The sequence below is a fragment of the Cytobacillus purgationiresistens genome, assembly GCF_030813235.1.
In the GTDB taxonomy this organism is placed as follows: domain Bacteria; phylum Bacillota; class Bacilli; order Bacillales; family Cytobacillaceae; genus Cytobacillus; species Cytobacillus purgationiresistens.
The window spans coordinates 38,422-55,392 of record NZ_JAUSUB010000001.1 but is presented as its reverse complement, the minus strand read 5'-3'; the positions used below and the strand labels follow the sequence as shown (position 1 = coordinate 55,392).

The 16,971-nt window shown below is 38.0% G+C and carries 18 protein-coding genes; 3 read left to right on the top strand and 15 right to left on the bottom strand.

The window, feature by feature from the left end:
- Positions 1 to 35: 35 nt before the first annotated feature.
- From J2S17_RS00270 to J2S17_RS00260, 3 genes are all read right to left on the bottom strand, one after another.
- Positions 36 to 347 carry a hypothetical protein gene (locus J2S17_RS00270; protein ID WP_307470769.1) on the bottom strand — a complete coding sequence of 104 codons (312 nt, stop codon included), beginning with the start codon at positions 345 to 347 and terminating at the stop codon, positions 36 to 38.
- Between the two features lie 82 nt (positions 348 to 429).
- Entirely contained in the window at positions 430 to 1,434 is a 1,005-nt protein-coding gene (locus tag J2S17_RS00265; protein WP_307470766.1) for a FecCD family ABC transporter permease, read from the bottom strand.
- Positions 1,434 to 2,456: a FecCD family ABC transporter permease gene (locus tag J2S17_RS00260; RefSeq protein WP_307470764.1), complete on the bottom strand. Its 1,023-nt coding sequence runs from the start codon at positions 2,454 to 2,456 to the stop codon at positions 1,434 to 1,436. Before J2S17_RS00260 ends, J2S17_RS00265 begins: the two co-directional genes overlap by 1 nt.
- 107 nt (positions 2,457 to 2,563) lie before the next feature.
- On the opposite strand from J2S17_RS00260, the gene J2S17_RS00255 reads away from it, so the two are divergent.
- Entirely contained in the window at positions 2,564 to 3,526 is a 963-nt protein-coding gene (locus J2S17_RS00255) for an ABC transporter substrate-binding protein (protein WP_307470761.1), read from the top strand.
- Between the two features lie 149 nt (positions 3,527 to 3,675).
- Here the strand turns inward: J2S17_RS00255 and J2S17_RS00250 are convergent, their stop codons facing one another.
- The gene (locus J2S17_RS00250) at positions 3,676 to 4,434 is read right to left on the bottom strand and encodes a TerC family protein (protein ID WP_307470756.1); all 759 of its coding nucleotides are present in this window, start codon (positions 4,432 to 4,434) and stop codon (positions 3,676 to 3,678) included.
- Between the two features lie 225 nt (positions 4,435 to 4,659).
- Here J2S17_RS00250 and J2S17_RS00245 point away from each other — a divergent pair, with 225 nt between their 5' ends.
- Positions 4,660 to 4,869 (top strand): methionine aminopeptidase, encoded by a 210-nt coding sequence (locus tag J2S17_RS00245; protein WP_307470753.1) that lies wholly within the window; start codon positions 4,660 to 4,662, stop codon positions 4,867 to 4,869.
- A gap of 1,143 nt (positions 4,870 to 6,012) precedes the next feature.
- On the opposite strand, the gene fsa is transcribed toward J2S17_RS00245, so the two are convergent.
- Positions 6,013 to 6,672 (bottom strand): fructose-6-phosphate aldolase, encoded by a 660-nt coding sequence (gene fsa / locus J2S17_RS00240; protein ID WP_307470751.1) that lies wholly within the window; start codon positions 6,670 to 6,672, stop codon positions 6,013 to 6,015.
- 148 nt (positions 6,673 to 6,820) lie between these two features.
- Here fsa and J2S17_RS00235 point away from each other — a divergent pair, with 148 nt between their 5' ends.
- A complete protein-coding gene (locus J2S17_RS00235) occupies positions 6,821 to 8,062 on the top strand; it encodes a hypothetical protein (RefSeq protein ID WP_307470748.1) in 1,242 nt (413 codons plus the stop codon).
- 120 nt (positions 8,063 to 8,182) lie between these two features.
- Here the strand turns inward: J2S17_RS00235 and J2S17_RS00230 are convergent, their stop codons facing one another.
- The 10 genes from J2S17_RS00230 to J2S17_RS00185 form a co-directional block, all read right to left on the bottom strand.
- Positions 8,183 to 8,608, bottom strand: a complete 426-nt coding sequence (locus J2S17_RS00230) for a PaaI family thioesterase (RefSeq protein ID WP_307470745.1) — start codon at positions 8,606 to 8,608, stop codon at positions 8,183 to 8,185.
- A 158-nt stretch (positions 8,609 to 8,766) separates the two neighbouring features.
- On the bottom strand, positions 8,767 to 10,107 hold the full coding sequence (locus J2S17_RS00225; RefSeq protein WP_307470742.1) for an LLM class flavin-dependent oxidoreductase: 1,341 nt from the start codon (positions 10,105 to 10,107) through the stop codon (positions 8,767 to 8,769).
- 12 nt (positions 10,108 to 10,119) lie between these two features.
- Positions 10,120 to 10,977, bottom strand: a complete 858-nt coding sequence (locus J2S17_RS00220; RefSeq protein WP_307470740.1) for a MetQ/NlpA family ABC transporter substrate-binding protein — start codon at positions 10,975 to 10,977, stop codon at positions 10,120 to 10,122.
- Positions 10,978 to 11,011: 34 nt separating this feature from the next.
- A complete protein-coding gene (locus tag J2S17_RS00215; protein WP_307470737.1) occupies positions 11,012 to 11,662 on the bottom strand; it encodes a methionine ABC transporter permease in 651 nt (216 codons plus the stop codon).
- The gene (locus tag J2S17_RS00210) at positions 11,604 to 12,683 is read right to left on the bottom strand and encodes a methionine ABC transporter ATP-binding protein (protein ID WP_307470734.1); all 1,080 of its coding nucleotides are present in this window, start codon (positions 12,681 to 12,683) and stop codon (positions 11,604 to 11,606) included. Before J2S17_RS00210 ends, J2S17_RS00215 begins: the two co-directional genes overlap by 59 nt.
- Before the next feature lie 33 nt (positions 12,684 to 12,716).
- Positions 12,717 to 13,526 (bottom strand): MetQ/NlpA family ABC transporter substrate-binding protein, encoded by an 810-nt coding sequence (locus J2S17_RS00205; RefSeq protein WP_307470732.1) that lies wholly within the window; start codon positions 13,524 to 13,526, stop codon positions 12,717 to 12,719.
- A complete protein-coding gene (locus J2S17_RS00200; protein ID WP_307470730.1) occupies positions 13,523 to 14,068 on the bottom strand; it encodes a GNAT family N-acetyltransferase in 546 nt (181 codons plus the stop codon). The genes J2S17_RS00205 and J2S17_RS00200 overlap by 4 nt, the downstream gene beginning before the upstream one ends.
- A gap of 80 nt (positions 14,069 to 14,148) precedes the next feature.
- A complete protein-coding gene (locus J2S17_RS00195; protein ID WP_307470727.1) occupies positions 14,149 to 14,409 on the bottom strand; it encodes a glutaredoxin family protein in 261 nt (86 codons plus the stop codon).
- A gap of 3 nt (positions 14,410 to 14,412) precedes the next feature.
- Positions 14,413 to 15,750 carry an LLM class flavin-dependent oxidoreductase gene (locus tag J2S17_RS00190; protein ID WP_307470724.1) on the bottom strand — a complete coding sequence of 446 codons (1,338 nt, stop codon included), beginning with the start codon at positions 15,748 to 15,750 and terminating at the stop codon, positions 14,413 to 14,415.
- Entirely contained in the window at positions 15,677 to 16,759 is a 1,083-nt protein-coding gene (locus J2S17_RS00185) for an LLM class flavin-dependent oxidoreductase (protein ID WP_307470720.1), read from the bottom strand. The genes J2S17_RS00190 and J2S17_RS00185 overlap by 74 nt, the downstream gene beginning before the upstream one ends.
- Positions 16,760 to 16,971 lie beyond the last annotated feature (212 nt).

Sequence of the window (16,971 nt, the reverse complement as noted above, 5' to 3'; positions counted from 1 at the left end):
TATAAAACTCAAGGCTTTTCTGGCCTTTTTCTGAACTATTTATTTCGTTCCTTAATTGTTTCCCGGATACTTTCTAACTCTTTTAAAGATAATCCCCCTAGTGATTGCTTTATTTCTTCTTCTATCTGCTTCTTATTGGTTTCTCGATATTGGTCCCACCACTCGCGCAAACCCTCAGTATGAGTGAGAAGATATTCGATATCAATTTCTTCTACTTCTTCATCAGAAAGATAAGTGAGAACTGCTGCTAACATATGATTAAGTTCTGCGATTTCTTTGTCCTTTTCAGCTGCCTGATTGTTAGCGGCATCTTTTGGCTCTATTGATTCTGCTGCCTTTTTCGGCATTTTTTTACGCCCCCATTCATTTCATCTAGTTAAAGGTTAGTATGACCAAAATACCTTTTTCTTTAACCTGAAGGGAGACTGTTTAGCTCTTAATTAGCAAATAGATAAAATATGGAGCACCTAAAGCGGAAACGACCAGCCCGACTGGAATTTCAGCCGGAGCTATGAGCGCTCTCGACACCATATCCGAAAGCAGAAGGAGTAATGCGCCTACTAATGCAGATGTTGGAATGAGTATCTCGTTTCGCGGTCCGACCAGTTTTTTTGCTAATTGCGGAGCAACAAGCCCTAAGAAGGCTATTCCTCCACCTGCTGCTACACATGAACCAGCCAATGCCACAGAAATAAACAGCAGGAACTTCCTTTCTCTATTTACATTCACTCCCAACCCAATGGATGCTGCATCTCCAAGTCCTAAAATATTTAAATACCGTGATTTAAATATTGCAAGTGGAATAAACACACTTACCCAAGGGAGTAAGGATAAAACATAGATCCAGTCTACGCCTGAGATATTCCCAGACAACCATACAGTAGCCTGTGTAAAGGTTCGAGGATCCATTTTCAATTGAAAAATAATGATTAATGCAGAAAAGGCAGCATTAATCCCTATCCCAACCAGAATGAGCCGGATTGGAGTTACGCCTGATTTCTTCCATGCAAAAAGATAGATCAAACTAGCTGCGGTTAAGGCCCCCGCTAAAGCGAATAAGGGCATGATAAATACGGAAAGAATCGGTGAGCTAACGCTAATGCCTTGCGTGAAGAAGATATATAATATAACGGCAAAGCCTGCACCAGAATTAATCCCTAATATTCCTGGATCAGCAAGGCCATTTTGCGTTGCACTTTGCAAAATTGCACCTGAGACAGCCATTCCAGCACCAATTAATAAAGCGATGACAATTCTCGGCAATCGAAAATCGAAGATAATTAAATCAAATTCTCCCGTCCCCGTTAAAGTCTTGAAGACATCTACTGGTGAAATAAAGCTGGAACCGATGCTTAAACTGGCGAAAAACGTTATAAGTATAGCGATGATTAAAAAAGATCCTACCCATTTTACACGGATTATTTTCTTCTGCATTACAGTCCTCTCCCTTCACGGCGAGCTAAGTAAAGGAAAAAAGGAACACCGATGAGAGCAGTGATAGCGCCTACTGGTGTTTCAAATGGCGGATTAACCATTCTTCCCGCAATATCAGCTAAAACAAGCAGCAACCCACCTAATACTGCGGAACATGGCAAGATCCAGCGATAATCTGTCCCTACCAGAAATCTAGTGATGTGAGGAATCACCAATCCAACGAAGCCGATTGTTCCAGATATAGAAACCGCTGCTCCTGTTAGTAGTAAAACAGCAAGAATGCCAAGAATTTTAACTAATCCTGTCCTTTGACCAAGCCCTGTTGCCACATCGTCACCGAGACTCATGACAGTAATGGAACTGCTGATCATGAACGCAATGATTAACCCAATAAGGACAACCGGAATAATAGGTGTAACATTTGCCCACTGAATGCCCGCTACACCCCCTGCATACCAAAAACTTAAATCCTTAGCCACATCAAACTGAATGGCAATTGCAGAAGAAATGGAACTAAGCAAAGCAGTTATTGCTGACCCTGCAAGTGCCAGCTTAACAGGTGTAAGGCCATTTCTTGACAAACTGCCAATTCCAAACACCAAGCCAGCCCCTACTCCTGCCCCAATAAAAGCAGCCAGCATTAAACCAAGAGATGAAAGAGACGTTACGAAGGCTAACGCCAACGCTATCATGAATGTTGCGCCAGCCGTCACACCCATAATAGATGGAGAAGCGAGCGGATTCCTCGTCATCCCTTGCATTATTGCTCCTGAAACAGCCAATCCAGCACCAACGAGGGCGGCTGCAACTGCTCTGGGCATCCTTAATCTATGTATGATTTGATGCTCAGTCCGGCCAGCATCAAATGAAGTCACACTTTGCCACACAGTAGCCAAATCAATATTCGCTGCACCAAATGCAATTGAGAATGCCATTGATAAGATTAAAAAAGATGAACCTAATATTAAAATAATCAGTGCAATTATAGTTTTTTTAGAAAAACTTTTTTCTTTCAATACCATTATGTAGCCTGCTTTCTCTAAAATAAAAAATAATCATTGTAATTGATAATGAGAATTGTTATCATTTATTTAGAAATTATATCATATTTGCACTAGGAGGGTAACCATTGTTTGCATTAAATAAAAAAAATCTGCTGTTAACTGCAGCATTAAGTAGTTCACTCGCTTTATTTGCTTGTAGCGGTGATACAGACCAGTCTAACAATCAAGACAAAGGTCCACAGCAGGAAACGCAAGATCGGGTTTTAACAGATGCACTGGGTAATGAAGTAACAATTCCAGCGAATCCCGAAAGAGTCATTGCTACATATTTAGAAGACCATTTAGTTGCACTAGATATTAAACCAGTCGCCCAATGGTCGGTGGCAAATGGTAAACAAGAATATTTAAGTGAATATTTAGAGGATGTACCTGAGATTGCCCATGACCTTCCCCTCGAAGCTGTAACTAGCTTTAAACCAGATGTATTAATTATGGACTCAGCAGGAATGGTCGAAGGTAGTAAATATAATCAATATTCAAAAATTGCCCCAACTTATGTAATTGGAACAGAAGAGAATAATGACTGGCGTGAAGAATTAAGTCAGGTAGGTAAAATTTTTGGTAAAGAAGCTGAGGCAGACAAAGTCTTAAGTGATTATGATGCAAAAGCCGGGAAAGCGAAGAAACAGCTTCAAGAATCCCATAAAGGCGAATCGGTTGCAGCGATTTGGCTAGTGAATAATAGCTTGTTTATGGTTAGTGAAAATCTTTCAGCTGGTGCTGTATTATATGGCGATCTTGGTATGCCAGTACCAAAGGTAGTTAAAGAGGTTTCTGCATCTGCGACAGGCAACTGGTCTGCAGTATCTTTGGAAAAATTAGCAGAATTGGATGCCGATCACCTTTTCCTTATCAATAGCGATAAAGAAACTGGGTCAGAAATGTTAAAAGATCCTTTATGGGCAAACATCCCTGCCGTAAAAAACGGAAATCTGCACGAATATACTCGTGATACAGGCTGGCTTTATACTGGAACGATTGCAAACAGCCAAATTATTGATGATGTTTTAGAAAGTATTGTGAAATAAACAGAAATTCGAAAACGCCTTGATAATCGATTACCCCCTATTATTGATTCATTGGCGATGTTATATTAATATAAAAAACAGCAGCTCATTTTTAGTGACTGCTGTTTTTATTTTGATGATATCTGTTAGGATACTCTTATGATTTATAGTTATGCTACGTGATCATGTCCACCCTGTTTATTGTTAAAATAATGGACTATAAATGTAATAACAAAAGCAAGAATAATGATGCTAAAGAATAATACATGCCCAATTTCTATTCCAAAAACACTTAAAAACATTTTAATAGCGATGATACCAATTAAGATAAATGCGGTATTTTCTAATTCTGGAACCTTTTCAATTAATGCTAAAAATAATTTAGCAACTGTTCTCATCATTAGGATACCCAGCATACCACCGAGAAGTAAAATCCAAACTTTATCCGATACGGCGAACGCCGCTAGAATGCTATCTACAGAAAATGCAAGATCCATTAACTCCACAGAAATGACGGTTCCCCAAAAGATACCAAATGTACGAATCAGCCAACCCTCTTTTTTTACACCACTTAAATCTTCCTCATCTGATTTAAGCCAAAACTGTTTAATCACCAGCCAAGCTAAGTAGGCCGCTCCGAGTACCTTAATCCACCAAAAGTTTATTAACCACATGCCAAGTCCGATGAATAAGAAACGAAAGAAGTATGCTCCAAACAATCCGTAGGTTAACGCTTTTTTCTGTTGTTCTTTAGGCAAATGTTTGACCATAACAGCCAATACAAGTGCATTATCAGCAGATAACAAACCTTCCAGAACAACGAGCGTGCCAATAAAACCCCATGAAACCGGATCAGTTAGCACCTCATTCCACATAGCCCAGTCGAAAAAAGAAGCATATGTAGAAATCAGCTGGTTAACGATGTCCATTTAGAAGACCCCTTTAATTAATAATATGAAACTGAATGATTTAAGCTTTTTTCATTATTATACCAAGAAATTAATTCGTTTACCTAAATTTTAGATTCACAAAATAAAACCACCTCATATCTTTATATAAAAAGTATAAGCAAAAAAATAGCTTTCTAATATAATAAACTAAGTATAAAAATTCATTTTAGTAAACATATTGGAAAAGAAAGAGGTGGAAATGATATGGGATTATTGAATAAGTTTACAGAATGGCGTGAAAAACGTTATAAGGAACATTTTTCAAAAATGAAGGAGGAAAATAAATGTCCTGATTGTTTTGGAAAAGGATTTATCATTTATCCTGCTAACGTCTACGCATTTCATGCCGATCACTTTCATTGTCCTGGTTGCAAAGGTTCTGGACTTTTCAATGACTGGTCCCCACTCGAATAAAAGCAACTTCGCCAATTTAGGGCAAATATAATCGTACCCGTTGCTCTAATTACCTCTACCCTTAAATCTTCTTTTTCTGCCATACCGCTTTCAATTATTTTAAAAAAGGTATAAACGATTTTTGTTTATACCTTTTTTATCAATTTCAGTAAAGTAAACAATTCATGGTGAGGATATCGCTCAGTTTGAATAGTCTTTTCTCCATTTGTAATTTTATCGGCGTTTTTCTTGATATATCGGTGATCATTTTAATATATCAGCGTTTTTTACGATTTATCGACTAAAATACTATTTTTATCGGCGTTTTTTCATTTCAAGCTTAAAAAAGCGATCCCCATCATGAGAGGTTCGCTCATTTTGAAGGTTACAACCAATTTTCGTTTCACATTTTTAATTTTATCAGCGTTTTTCTTGATATATCGGCGATCATTTCAATATATCAGCGTTTTTTACAATTTATCGACTAAAATACTATTTTTATCGGCGTTTATTCATTTCAAACTAAAAAAAAGCGATCCCCATCATGAGAGGTTCGCTCATTTTGAAGGTTACAACCAATTTCCGTTTCACATTTTTAATTTTATCAGCGTTTTTCTTGATATATCGGCGATCATTTCAATATATCAGCGTTTTTTACGATTTATCGACTAAAATACTATTTTTATCGGCGATTTTTCATTTCAAGCTAAAAAAAGCGATACCCATCATGAGAGGTTCGCTCATTTTGAAGGTTATAACCAATTTTCGTTTCACATTTTTAATTTTATCAGCGTTTTTCTTGATATATCGGCGATCATTTTAATATATCAGCGTTTTTTACGATTTATCGACTAAAATACTATTTTTATCGGCGATTTTTCATTTCAAGCTAAAAAAAGCGATCCCCATCATGAGAGGTTCGCTCATTTTGAAGGTTACAACCAATTTTCGTTTCACATTTTTAATTTTATCAGCGTTTTTCTTGATATATCGGTGATCATTTTAATATATCAGCGTTTTTTACGATTTATCGACTAAAATACTATTTTTATCGGCGATTTTTCATTTCAAGCTAAAATCGCAGTTACTGACCAAAACGAGATTCGCAATAACTCAAATCAAAAAAAAGAAAGGTATAAACGATTTCGTTTATACCTTTCCGATTTATACTGTTTTCCAATCAGCTGCGAATTTTTCAATACCTTGATCTGTAAGCGGATGTTTTGTTAATTGTTCGATTACTTTATACGGAATCGTTGCGATATGAGCTCCTGCCATTGCTACTCGAGTCACATGATCCGGATGTCTGACTGATGCAGCGATGATTTGGGCATCAAGATTGTGAATGCGGAAAAGCTCGGCAATTTTTGAAACAAGGAGTACACCGTCTTCAGAAATATCGTCCAGTCTGCCAAGGAAAGGAGATACATAGGTTGCTCCAGCTCTTGCTGCTAATAATGCCTGATTCACAGAGAAAATAAGCGTTACATTTGTTTTTACACCTTTTTTTGCTAAGTAACGAGTCGCCTCTAATCCATCAATAGTCATTGGTAATTTGATCGTGATATTTTTATCTCCGCCATTGATTTTGATTAATTCATCTGCTTGTGCAATCATTTCTTCTGCAGTAAGCGCATCAGGTGTCACTTCAGCAGAAACAGATTCTACATCTGGAACCGCTTGTAAAATTTCTTCGATTCGATCCTCGAATTTAATACCTTCTTTAGCCACTAGCGATGGGTTGGTTGTCACACCGGAAAGGACCCCGATTTTATGCGCTTTTTTAATATCATCCAGATTTGCTGTATCAATAAAGAATTTCATAATGATTTATCCTCTCTTTAAATAGAATTTCATATTTATTTGAAAACTATTATAACATAGTATTGCTTATATTTTGTTAGATTTTCTCATCATGAATTTTACCGGCATCTTTATATAATACTATTCGTGTATAGAAAGGAGCCTATACTTGTATAAAAAACTTGCTGGCATAATCACCTTAATTCTTACCTTATTGTTGAATAGTACAGTTATTTCTGCAGAAAAACAAACATTAAGTGCTGCGTTTATTCGCAATCAACAGTTATGGCTGAAGATTGATGATATAGAACAAGTATTAACAAAGGATGAACAAATTAGATCACCGAAATGGTCCTTTGACGGGGAGTGGATTGCCTATTTAAAAAGCATTCCCCATTCAAACGATTATCCTATGTATGAGGGTCAACTATGGGCATACCATATAAAATCTCATAAACATATTAAAATCACTGAAAAATCCAATAGCAACTTCCAATGGTCACCAGCTGAAAATACTATAGCGTATCAAAATAACAATGTTTTAAGTATTATATCCGTGACAAGGCTTATACCACAGCTGATTCATAAAAATGCAATTAATTACTCATGGCTTTTGGATGGTTCTGGACTTCTCACATCGTCCAAAAAGAATGAGAATAAAGTTTTTTCCGATATCGTACTAAATAAGATACTTTTTGATTATTACGGGAACATGCAAAAAAAACTATTCTACACGATTCATGTGGGTAAGGATGAATATTTATATGGGACAAGCCAATTCAAATGGTCTTTTGATGAACAATGGATTGCTTTCCAATTGACACCTACAGCTTCATTATCTGCAGACAGCAATATACTCTGTGTGATTGATAACGAGGGAAAGTCCTTAAGAAAGATTGGAGAAATGCTTAATTATCAAGAATGGTTTCAATGGGCACCACATTCTTTATATCTGGCCTTCATTCAAGGTTCAAATCGTATAGCAACGATAAATAAACGCTTGGCGATTCATCATGTATACGCGAATGAAACACATCACTATACACAGGAAGATATGGCGATAAGAGATTTATTTTGGCTAAATAATACTCAATTATTTATCTCCCAATCCTTTTCCAGCAAATGGGTTTCTGTTCCAAAAAGACCCCTACCCAGTATTTTTCTTACCAACATTTATCGTGATGAGCTGCTGACGGTCACTTCTCCCCCTTTACATAAAGGTGATTTTTTTCCTTATTTCGAAGATCGTTCCGGCTTAATATGGATACGAACGAATCGTCTTAAAGGTGACGTGTATAGAATGGAAAAGGATCCTATCGAACAAAAGTGGATTGAAGGGTTGGATGTGGATGGGATTGACTATTATGAGCATTGGAATTGGAATGAGGTATTTAGTTTATACGTAAGTTAGGTAAACAGTTTATATTAAGGATTCCTATTATTAATCATTTAACCTGACAGCATTTATTTTCAACTCCCTTCTCCGGCGTTGTCCCGATTCAAGGGAGTCTTTTTAATCAAGGATGCTCCTCTATCTATTTTCTGCTTTTTCACCTCTCAAAACCATACATGATGAACTTGATTTAGCTACTAATGATCCTTTTACATCGTAGATTGAACAATCGATTAAACCAATTGTGTTCCCCTTTTTCACCACTTTTGCATGGGCTTTTAATGTGGTTTCCCATACAGGTTTTAAGTAGTTTATTTTTAGCTCCAGTGTTGTGAAGGATTCTTTTTCTTTTAATAATGTAGCAAAGGCTACACCCATCGCAGCATCAGCTAAATCGCAAAGAATGCCGCCATGTACTGTGCCCATTGGGTTATAATGACCCTTTCTCGTATCTAGCTTAAAGATGGTTTCTCCTTCTTTGATCTCGATTGGTACAAAGCCTATTAGCTTTGCTACGTTTGGAACTGGAACTTTTTTCCCATCTGGCAGTTCTAATATCTCCATAATTCTTCCCCCTAATTTAATAAAACGTTCTTAATGATCATTCCTATCATAATTAAATAACTTATTTATAATTCAGTCAATTAATAGTACTACTACTTTTCCTCATAATAAAAAAGCTGAGGAATACTTTTGGATAGTAAAACCCAGCTTTTCGATGCTCAAACAGATGTTTTCACTGAATGCCTGTTCTCCGGCTTTTTTAAGCCTAGATGATCCCTTAAAGTTTCCCCTTCATAATCCAGACGGAATAGCCCTTTCTCTTGCAAGATAGGGATGACGAGGTTGACAAATTCCTCTAAGTCTCTTGGTAAGAGGGGAAATTGGATCATAAAGCCGTCTGCAGCTTTTTCCGTAAACCACTTTTCCATTTCATTTGCTACTTTATGGGGCGTACCTATAAAGCCATCACGTCTTGCTGCGCCAAAAAATCTGGCATATAGATCACCAACTGTTAGATCCTCCTTATCAATGATTGTCTTCATTTCATTGAATTGACTTTGAATGCTGTTCACTGCTGGAAAGACGACATCTTTAGCTGGTGTGTCCAAGCTATATTTGGAAAAGTCAACATTCCCCATATAGCCAGAAACAAACTTCAAGCTTTCAAATGGATCAATCAGAGCTTGTAATTCCTGATACTTTTCCAATGCTTCTTCCTCAGTAGCTCCTATAATCGGAGAAATACCATGAAGAATATGAAGTTCATCTTCTTCTCTATTAAAGTCCTTTAGCTGTGATTTTAATGTATGATAAAACTTCTTTGATTCCTCCAGCGAATCCCAATGTGTAAATACGACCTCTGCTGTTCGGGCTGCCAAGCGCTGCCCTGGGACAGAAGCCCCAGCTTGAATAATGACCGGCTGCCCCTGTGTGGATCTGGCAATATTCAAAGGACCTTTTACATTAAAATAATCTCCTTTAAAATTGATTTCATGTAATTTTGATCGATCGAAAAATTGACCGGATCCCTTGTTGTAGACAAACGCATCATCCTCCCATGAATCCCATAATCCTTGGACTACATCGACGAACTCCTCTGCCTTTTCATAGCGTTGATCGTGATCCCAATGCTTTTCTCTGCTGAAGTTTAAGGCCGTCTGACCAGTGGCGTCCGCAGTCGTTACCACATTCCATCCAGCACGACCATTACTAATATGATCTACAGATGCAAATTGCCGTGCAAGAACATAAGGTTCACTGTAAGTTGTTGATGCCGTTGCTCCAATACCAATCTTTTCAGTTGCCGCAGCTAGAGCTGTCATCAAAACAATAGGATCAAACCGATTGAGAATCTGAGGATGTGACTCATGATTAATCGCCAAACTATCTGCTATAAAAGCTAAATCAAATTTACCCTTTTCTGCAAGCTGGGCATGTAATAGTAACGATTTAACATCAATACTTGCATTGGGGTTAACGGACGGGTGCCGCCAGGAAGATACGTGCATACCTGTTCCAATTAAATAGGCTGCCAATTTAATCTGTCTCTTATTGCTCATGTTCTTCTCTCCCTATTGATTCGAGTATGTCTCTTTATACGTACTTAATTCTTCCAAAGTAATAAACGTTGGCAGGTAATTACCTTTATAGGTTTCTTCGATAAATTCTGCCGTTGCTTCTGATTGATAAATTCCAACAATTTGCTGGAATATCTTATTATCCTTATCTGACCCCCGAGCCGCAATGACATTTATATAAGGTTTTGCAGTCTTACTTTCATGAACAAGCGCGTCTTTTAGTGTCAATCCTGCTTCAAGTGCTACACCATTATTAATAACTGAACCTGCAGTATCCTCCATAACACGAGGTGCGTTCGCACTATCTACAGGAACAATTTCGATATCCTTTATGTTTTCTTTGATTTTATCTTCGCCGCCATTACCGTCAAAATCATCCACAACCGTTATAAATCCAGCATCTTGTAACAGTAACAGTGATCTCCCCCAATTGGATGCATCATTTGGTACAGCAATTTGGGCGCCAGTCGGTATATCCTCAACTGATTTGTATTTACTGGAATATAAACCTAATGGGGCGATAATCGTGCTGCCAATAGGCACAATATCTGAATCCGCATTTGCATTAAAGGAATCTAAATAAGCGACATGTTGGAAAGCGTTGATATCAATATCACCTTCTATGAGGGCCTGATTAGGATCATAGGCTGAGGAGAAATTGACAATCTCGATTTCTATTCCCTCTTTATCCGCGACACCCTTCAAGTATTCCCATGTTCTTAGTTCAGAATTTCTTATTCCTACCTTTACATTAGCATCTTCACCTATAGCATTTGTAGAATCATTGGAACAGCCGGAAATAAGGAATACAAATGTAAGGATAGACGATAAAACCATTGTAATTTTCTTCATTTTTTTATACCTCTCTCTAGTTAGTTAACTGCGCTTATACTCTTCTAATTCGCCGCTCGAATATATTTCCAAGACTCTGGATAACTTGAACGAGCGCGACAAGTATAACAACCGTAATAAAGATGGTTATCGTACTGAAGCGTTGATAGCCATAGGTAATTGCTACATCCCCAAGTCCCCCGCCTCCAATTGCTCCTGCCATTGCTGTGGCTCCAATTAATCCAATCGTCGCTGTGGTTACACTCAATATTAACGAAGCAAGCGCTTCTGGAAATAAGAAGCGAAAAATGATTTGGAATGGGCCTGCACCCATTGCTTGTGCTGCTTCAATAATGCCATCATCCACCTCTAATAATGAATTCTCTACTAGTCTCGAAAAATAGGGACCGACATGCAATACTAATGGTACGATTGCTGCCGTCGTTCCAATCGATGTTCCGACTATGAGTCTTGTTAAAGGAATGATGGCCACTAATAAAATAATAAAAGGAATCGATCGGAAAATATTGACGATCGGATTAACAATTGAGAATATAACCTTATTTTCCAGAATATGCCCCTTTCTTGTGACCACAAGAAGAATCCCAAGGAAAATACCTAATACCCCTCCGAAAAACAAAGATATACTAACCATGTACAATGTTTCCCACAAAGCTCTGATCATTAACTCGATGCTGACTTCCATCTGCTTCTACCTCCTTTACCTCTACATTTTGTTCAATAATATATTGAATCGCATCTTCTACTTCCCTGTGAGCTCCAATCACCTGGATAATTAAATTCCCAAATGGAATCCCTTGTAACTCTGTTATATTGCCAAATAAAACGTTGATTTCTACATTAAATCGTTTGGCGGTCTTGGATACGACAGGCTGGCCAGAATCCGTACCAAAGAACTCAACTTTATAAATACGACTGGATTCCCGATCCAAGTTAATCAAATTTATTACACTCTCAGGCACTTCATCCCGTACAACCGATCTAACGAAATTACGGGTCGTCACGGTCCGAGGATGAGCAAATATATCAAAAACGCTCCCCGATTCAATCAACTGCCCATCCTCCATTACCGCAACCCTATTACATACCTGTTTAATCACTTCCATCTCATGAGTGATAATAAGAATGGTAATCTTGTATTCTTGGTTAACTCGTTTCAAGAGTTCTAGAATTGATTTTGTTGTTTGTGGATCCAATGCTGAAGTCGCTTCATCACACAATAGAATAGATGGATTAGGGGCAAGTGCACGAGCGATACCCACTCTCTGTTTCTGACCGCCTGAAAGTTCATTAGGATAGTTGTCTGCTTTATCTGATAATCCTACAAATTGCAGAATTTCTTTCACCCTTGTGTGAATGTCGGATTTTTTCATTTTTGCTAAAATCAAGGGCATTGCGACATTATCATAAACTGTTTTAGAATTTAACAGATTGAAATGCTGGAATATCATACCTATATTTCTTTTGGCTTCTCTTAACTTCTTTTCTGGTATGGTTGTATAATTCTTTCCCTCAATTAGAACCTCACCAGATGATGGCTTTTCTAATAAATTCACCGTTCGAATCAAGGTGCTTTTACCGGCTCCGCTGAAACCTATAACGCCAAAAATATCTCCCTTTTCCACTGTTATATCAATATCCTTCAGAGCATCTATCTGTTTGTCTCCTGTTTTAAACACCTTTGACACATTGCGAAATTCAATCAATTCTGCTCCTCCTCAACTTGGAACTAAAGATGGCTAGAAAGCTGGTACAACAGCACCTTTGTAAGTATCTTCAATAAAATTCCTGACTTTATCTGAAGTCAAAATTTCGGCCAATTTCTGAATGGCTTCACTGTCTTGATTATCCTTACGTGATACTAAAACATTGACATATGGAGAATCTGTATCCTCAATAATTAAGGAATCCTCCAATGGGCTAAGATCTGCTTCTAATGCATAGTTCGTATTGATTGCTGAAGCTTCCACATCTTTAAGAGAATGCACTAATAATGGTGGATCGACAGGGACAAACTTTAAGTTTTTCTCATTTTTTGTAATGTCCTCTAGCGTATAGTCCCCATCCTTTGATGGATTCAGTTCAATGATTCCGTTTTCTTCAAATAAGGTAAGCGCCCTGGAAAAGTTAGACGGATTATTTGGTACAGCTATTTGTGCACCATCTGATAATTCCCCTATCGCATTTATCTCCTTGGAATAAACACCAAACGGTTCGATATGTATTCCTTTGACCACAACTAAATCCAAGCCGCTATCTTTATTCACCTGTTCTAAATAAGGCGTATGCTGAAAAAAGTTTGCATCCAGATCCTTGTCTGCCGTTTGTTGATTAGTTTGAATACCATCAGTGGAATGTACGATATCTAATTGAATTCCTTCCTTTTCCAGATCTGGAGCAATAAACTCCAATATTTCTGCATGTGGTACAGAAGATGCCCCAACTTTTAAAGTGACTTCTCCTTCCCCATTTGCTTCGTTTGCACAGCCTGCACCGATGATTAATAACAATAAGGAAACGATGAATAATCCCAGTTTTTTCGCATTCATTTCTCCAGCTCCTTACATTCATTTTTCAAATCATATCTAAAACATTTAATCAGATCATTTTCTTTATAGTATTCTTTCGTTCTATCACGAACGAAACCAAATCGGTGATATAGCTGGATGGCATCAGTCATTACATCTGATGTGTGCAAAAACATATGAGATCCTTTTTGATTTTCTACGATTGATTGAACAGCTTTTAAAAGTTTAAAGGCAATCCCCTGGCTCCTTGCACTTGGTACAACAGCTAAGAATCTAATAATTGCCTCGTTTATTTCCAATTCCGGCATACCGTACGCAGAGTCAGATGATGAATACAATTGCACTGTTCCTAATAAGACATCTCCGCGTTTGGCTACTAAAATCGTGTCGACAGTTGGATGATCGATAGAATGATAAATATCCTCAATATATTTTTGCCAGCGCTTTTGATGAAATTTACATTTGTACTGCGAGTAGCTTTCATCCAGAATCTGCCGCACAACTTCTTTTTCTGACTCTTGCAGTTTGCTGATTTTTATAGATTCACTAATTAATTGAGGCATAACAATCCTCCTAATTATAAGTAAACACATCTATTTAGTAAGAATTAGAAATGAATAAATCCAACTTAGCTGCCTTCTCTTTATGCCAATTGGTTTAATGCTTTCTCTATATGATTGGTGCCCAGTTCAGTTATTCCCTGATAATGATTTCCACTCCCTACTTCTATTACAGGCACATGTCTCACCCCATATTTCAACTCGAGAATATCGCGCCTATCTTCATGATGCGTTACATCTATGGTTTGATAATCTATTTCCTTTTCATCCAAATACTGTTTTACTTCTTCACAAAAATGACAACCATCTTTTGACCACACAATAATAGATAATGAATTAGACATTGTTTAACTTCCTCCATTTTTTATAGTTTGTTGTTTGTATCGGTTTTCTTTGTAAGGTAAACCTAAATTTCCTCTTAACGTTCCCTTCTCATAAGACTGTTGGTAATAGCCTCTTTCCTCCAAAATTGGGATGACATGTTGTAAGAAATCAGTATAAAGACTGCCAAGTACAGGGGTGCTTAGAATAAACCCATCAGCTGCCCCTGTTTCCACCCATTCAATGATTTGATCCGCCACTTGTGCGTATGTCCCAAAGAAACTGCCCTTGGGTGTAGTTACTTGCCGAGCGACTTGGCGCAATGTTGAATTTTCGATAGCTGCTCTTTTTCTAATCTGATCAGTAGTGGACTGGAAGCTGTTTTGTCCGATAGTTCCAATATCCGGAAATGGTTCATCTAACGGATGGATACTGAAATCGTAATGGTCAAAGAATCTGCCTAGATAATTCAATGCTTCGTCAATGGTCACTAAACTTTGCAGCTGCTCATACCGCTTTGCAGCTTCCTCCAGGGTCGCCCCGACAATTGGAGACAGACTAGGAAAAATCAATACGTCTGTCTTTTTCCTGCCATTTTGTTCAACACGATTTCTAATTTCATTTGCAAAGGATTTAGCCTTTGCTAGTGTATCTGCATTGGTAAAAATAGCATCTGCTTCTCTAGCAGCAAATTCTTTTCCCGCTTCCGAAGCTCCCGCCTGAAAGATGACAGGCTGCCCCTGCTTGGAACGGCCTATATTTAGTGGCCCCTCAACAGAGAAATATCTCCCTTTATGATATAAACGGTGCAGTCCATCCTTTTTGAAAAATTCTCCTGTTTCCCGATTTCTTATAAAAGCAGCATCCTCCCATGAGTTCCATAGCCCTGTCACTACTTGAAGATGCTCTTCCGCGATTTCATACCGCTGAAAATGATTAGGGTGGCTCCCTTTATTAAAATTTCTGGCACTACCCTCTAAGGGTGAAGTAACTACATTCCAACCAGCTCTTCCTCCACTGATCATGTCCAATGAAGCAAATTGCCTGGCTACTGTGTAGGGCTCGCTATACGATGTCGATAAGGTTCCAACTAAACCAATCTGTGAAGTAGTCGTCGCCAGCGCAGATAAAATCGTCATCGGTTCAAATCTGTTTAAAAAATGGGGAATTGATTTTTCGTTAATATACAGCCCATCAGCTATAAATAGGAATGAAAAACCAGCCTGTTCTGCCTGTAATGCCTTTTCCTGATAGAACTTAATGTTTACACTAGCATCCTGCGGGACCGTTTCATCTCTCCATGCATTCATATGTGTACCTGGACCGTTGAGCATGAGTCCAAATCGTATTTTTTTCTTCGACATATTCACCACTGCTTTCTCTAGTATTTACTTGAAGCGGGCTCAGTAGCTGATAAGATTGATAACGCACCTCTTCATTTAATATTGGCGTATGAATGATAAATTCATTAATTTGATAAGACTGATGGAGTCTCGATAATTCTTCTCTAACCTTTTCAGGTGTTCCAGTAAGCATATTTGCTTCCTTTTCTGTTACTTGAAAGGTTTCGCTTGTTTGTTTTTCAAAGGCTGACACTTGTTCCCTTGAAGTGACTCTTAAAGTACGTCCATCTTGAAAATGAATTGTAAAAATTCGATGGTTTTTGGCAATATGGTCTGCCTCCCCTTGATGTAGAGCTGCCAGTGCAGAAATGGCGACGATAAAATAGCCAGTTGGGAAGGTATTCCGATACTGATGCGCGGCTTCTTCCAATGCTTTCTCATCGTTGTTTAAGAAATGGGCAAATACAAACCCAATTCTAAGCTCTGCTGCTAATTTTGCGCTTTCACTGCTACCTCCAAGCAAATAAATTTTTGGCCTTTCTGGCGGATCAGGTACTACGCGTAAACCGAATAAAGGATGAGTTGTTTCTAAGGATTCATCACTTAATTTTTTTAATAATGATAAGCGTTGGTCAAAATCTGCCCCATTATCCGACTTACCATCTTGTAATGCTTTTGTTGACAATGGAAAGCCGCCTGGAGCTTTGCCAATACCTAAATCGACCCGTCCAGGAGCAAGTGTGGAAAGCACATGAAAATTCTCCAACACTTTATATGGACTATAATGTCTGAGCATGACTCCTCCAGAACCAACCTGTATTGATTGGGTTTTTGCCAGTAAATAACCGATTAGTGCTTCAGGTGATGAGCCAGCGACTCCCTCCATGTGATGGTGCTCAGATACCCAGAAGCGGCTATACCCCCACTTCTCAGCATCTTTTGCCAATTTGACAGTATGCTGTAATGCATCTGCTGCTGTTTTTTCGGTAAAAATCGGACTTTGATCTAAAATTCCAAGCTTATATCCCATTCACTCATCCCTCTACTTTCACGTTTTTACTCACAATTTAATCTATAAATAATGAATGTTTTATCATATAAAAAAGACATCTTTCTACCTTTAGTAGAAAGATGCCTTTAGTCGTCTAATCGGCATACTTTTTTAATTGATTATCTCATGATCACTGATTTAATACGGAATACATTCATACAAACAAAAAACCTCTTCTTATAAATAAGAAG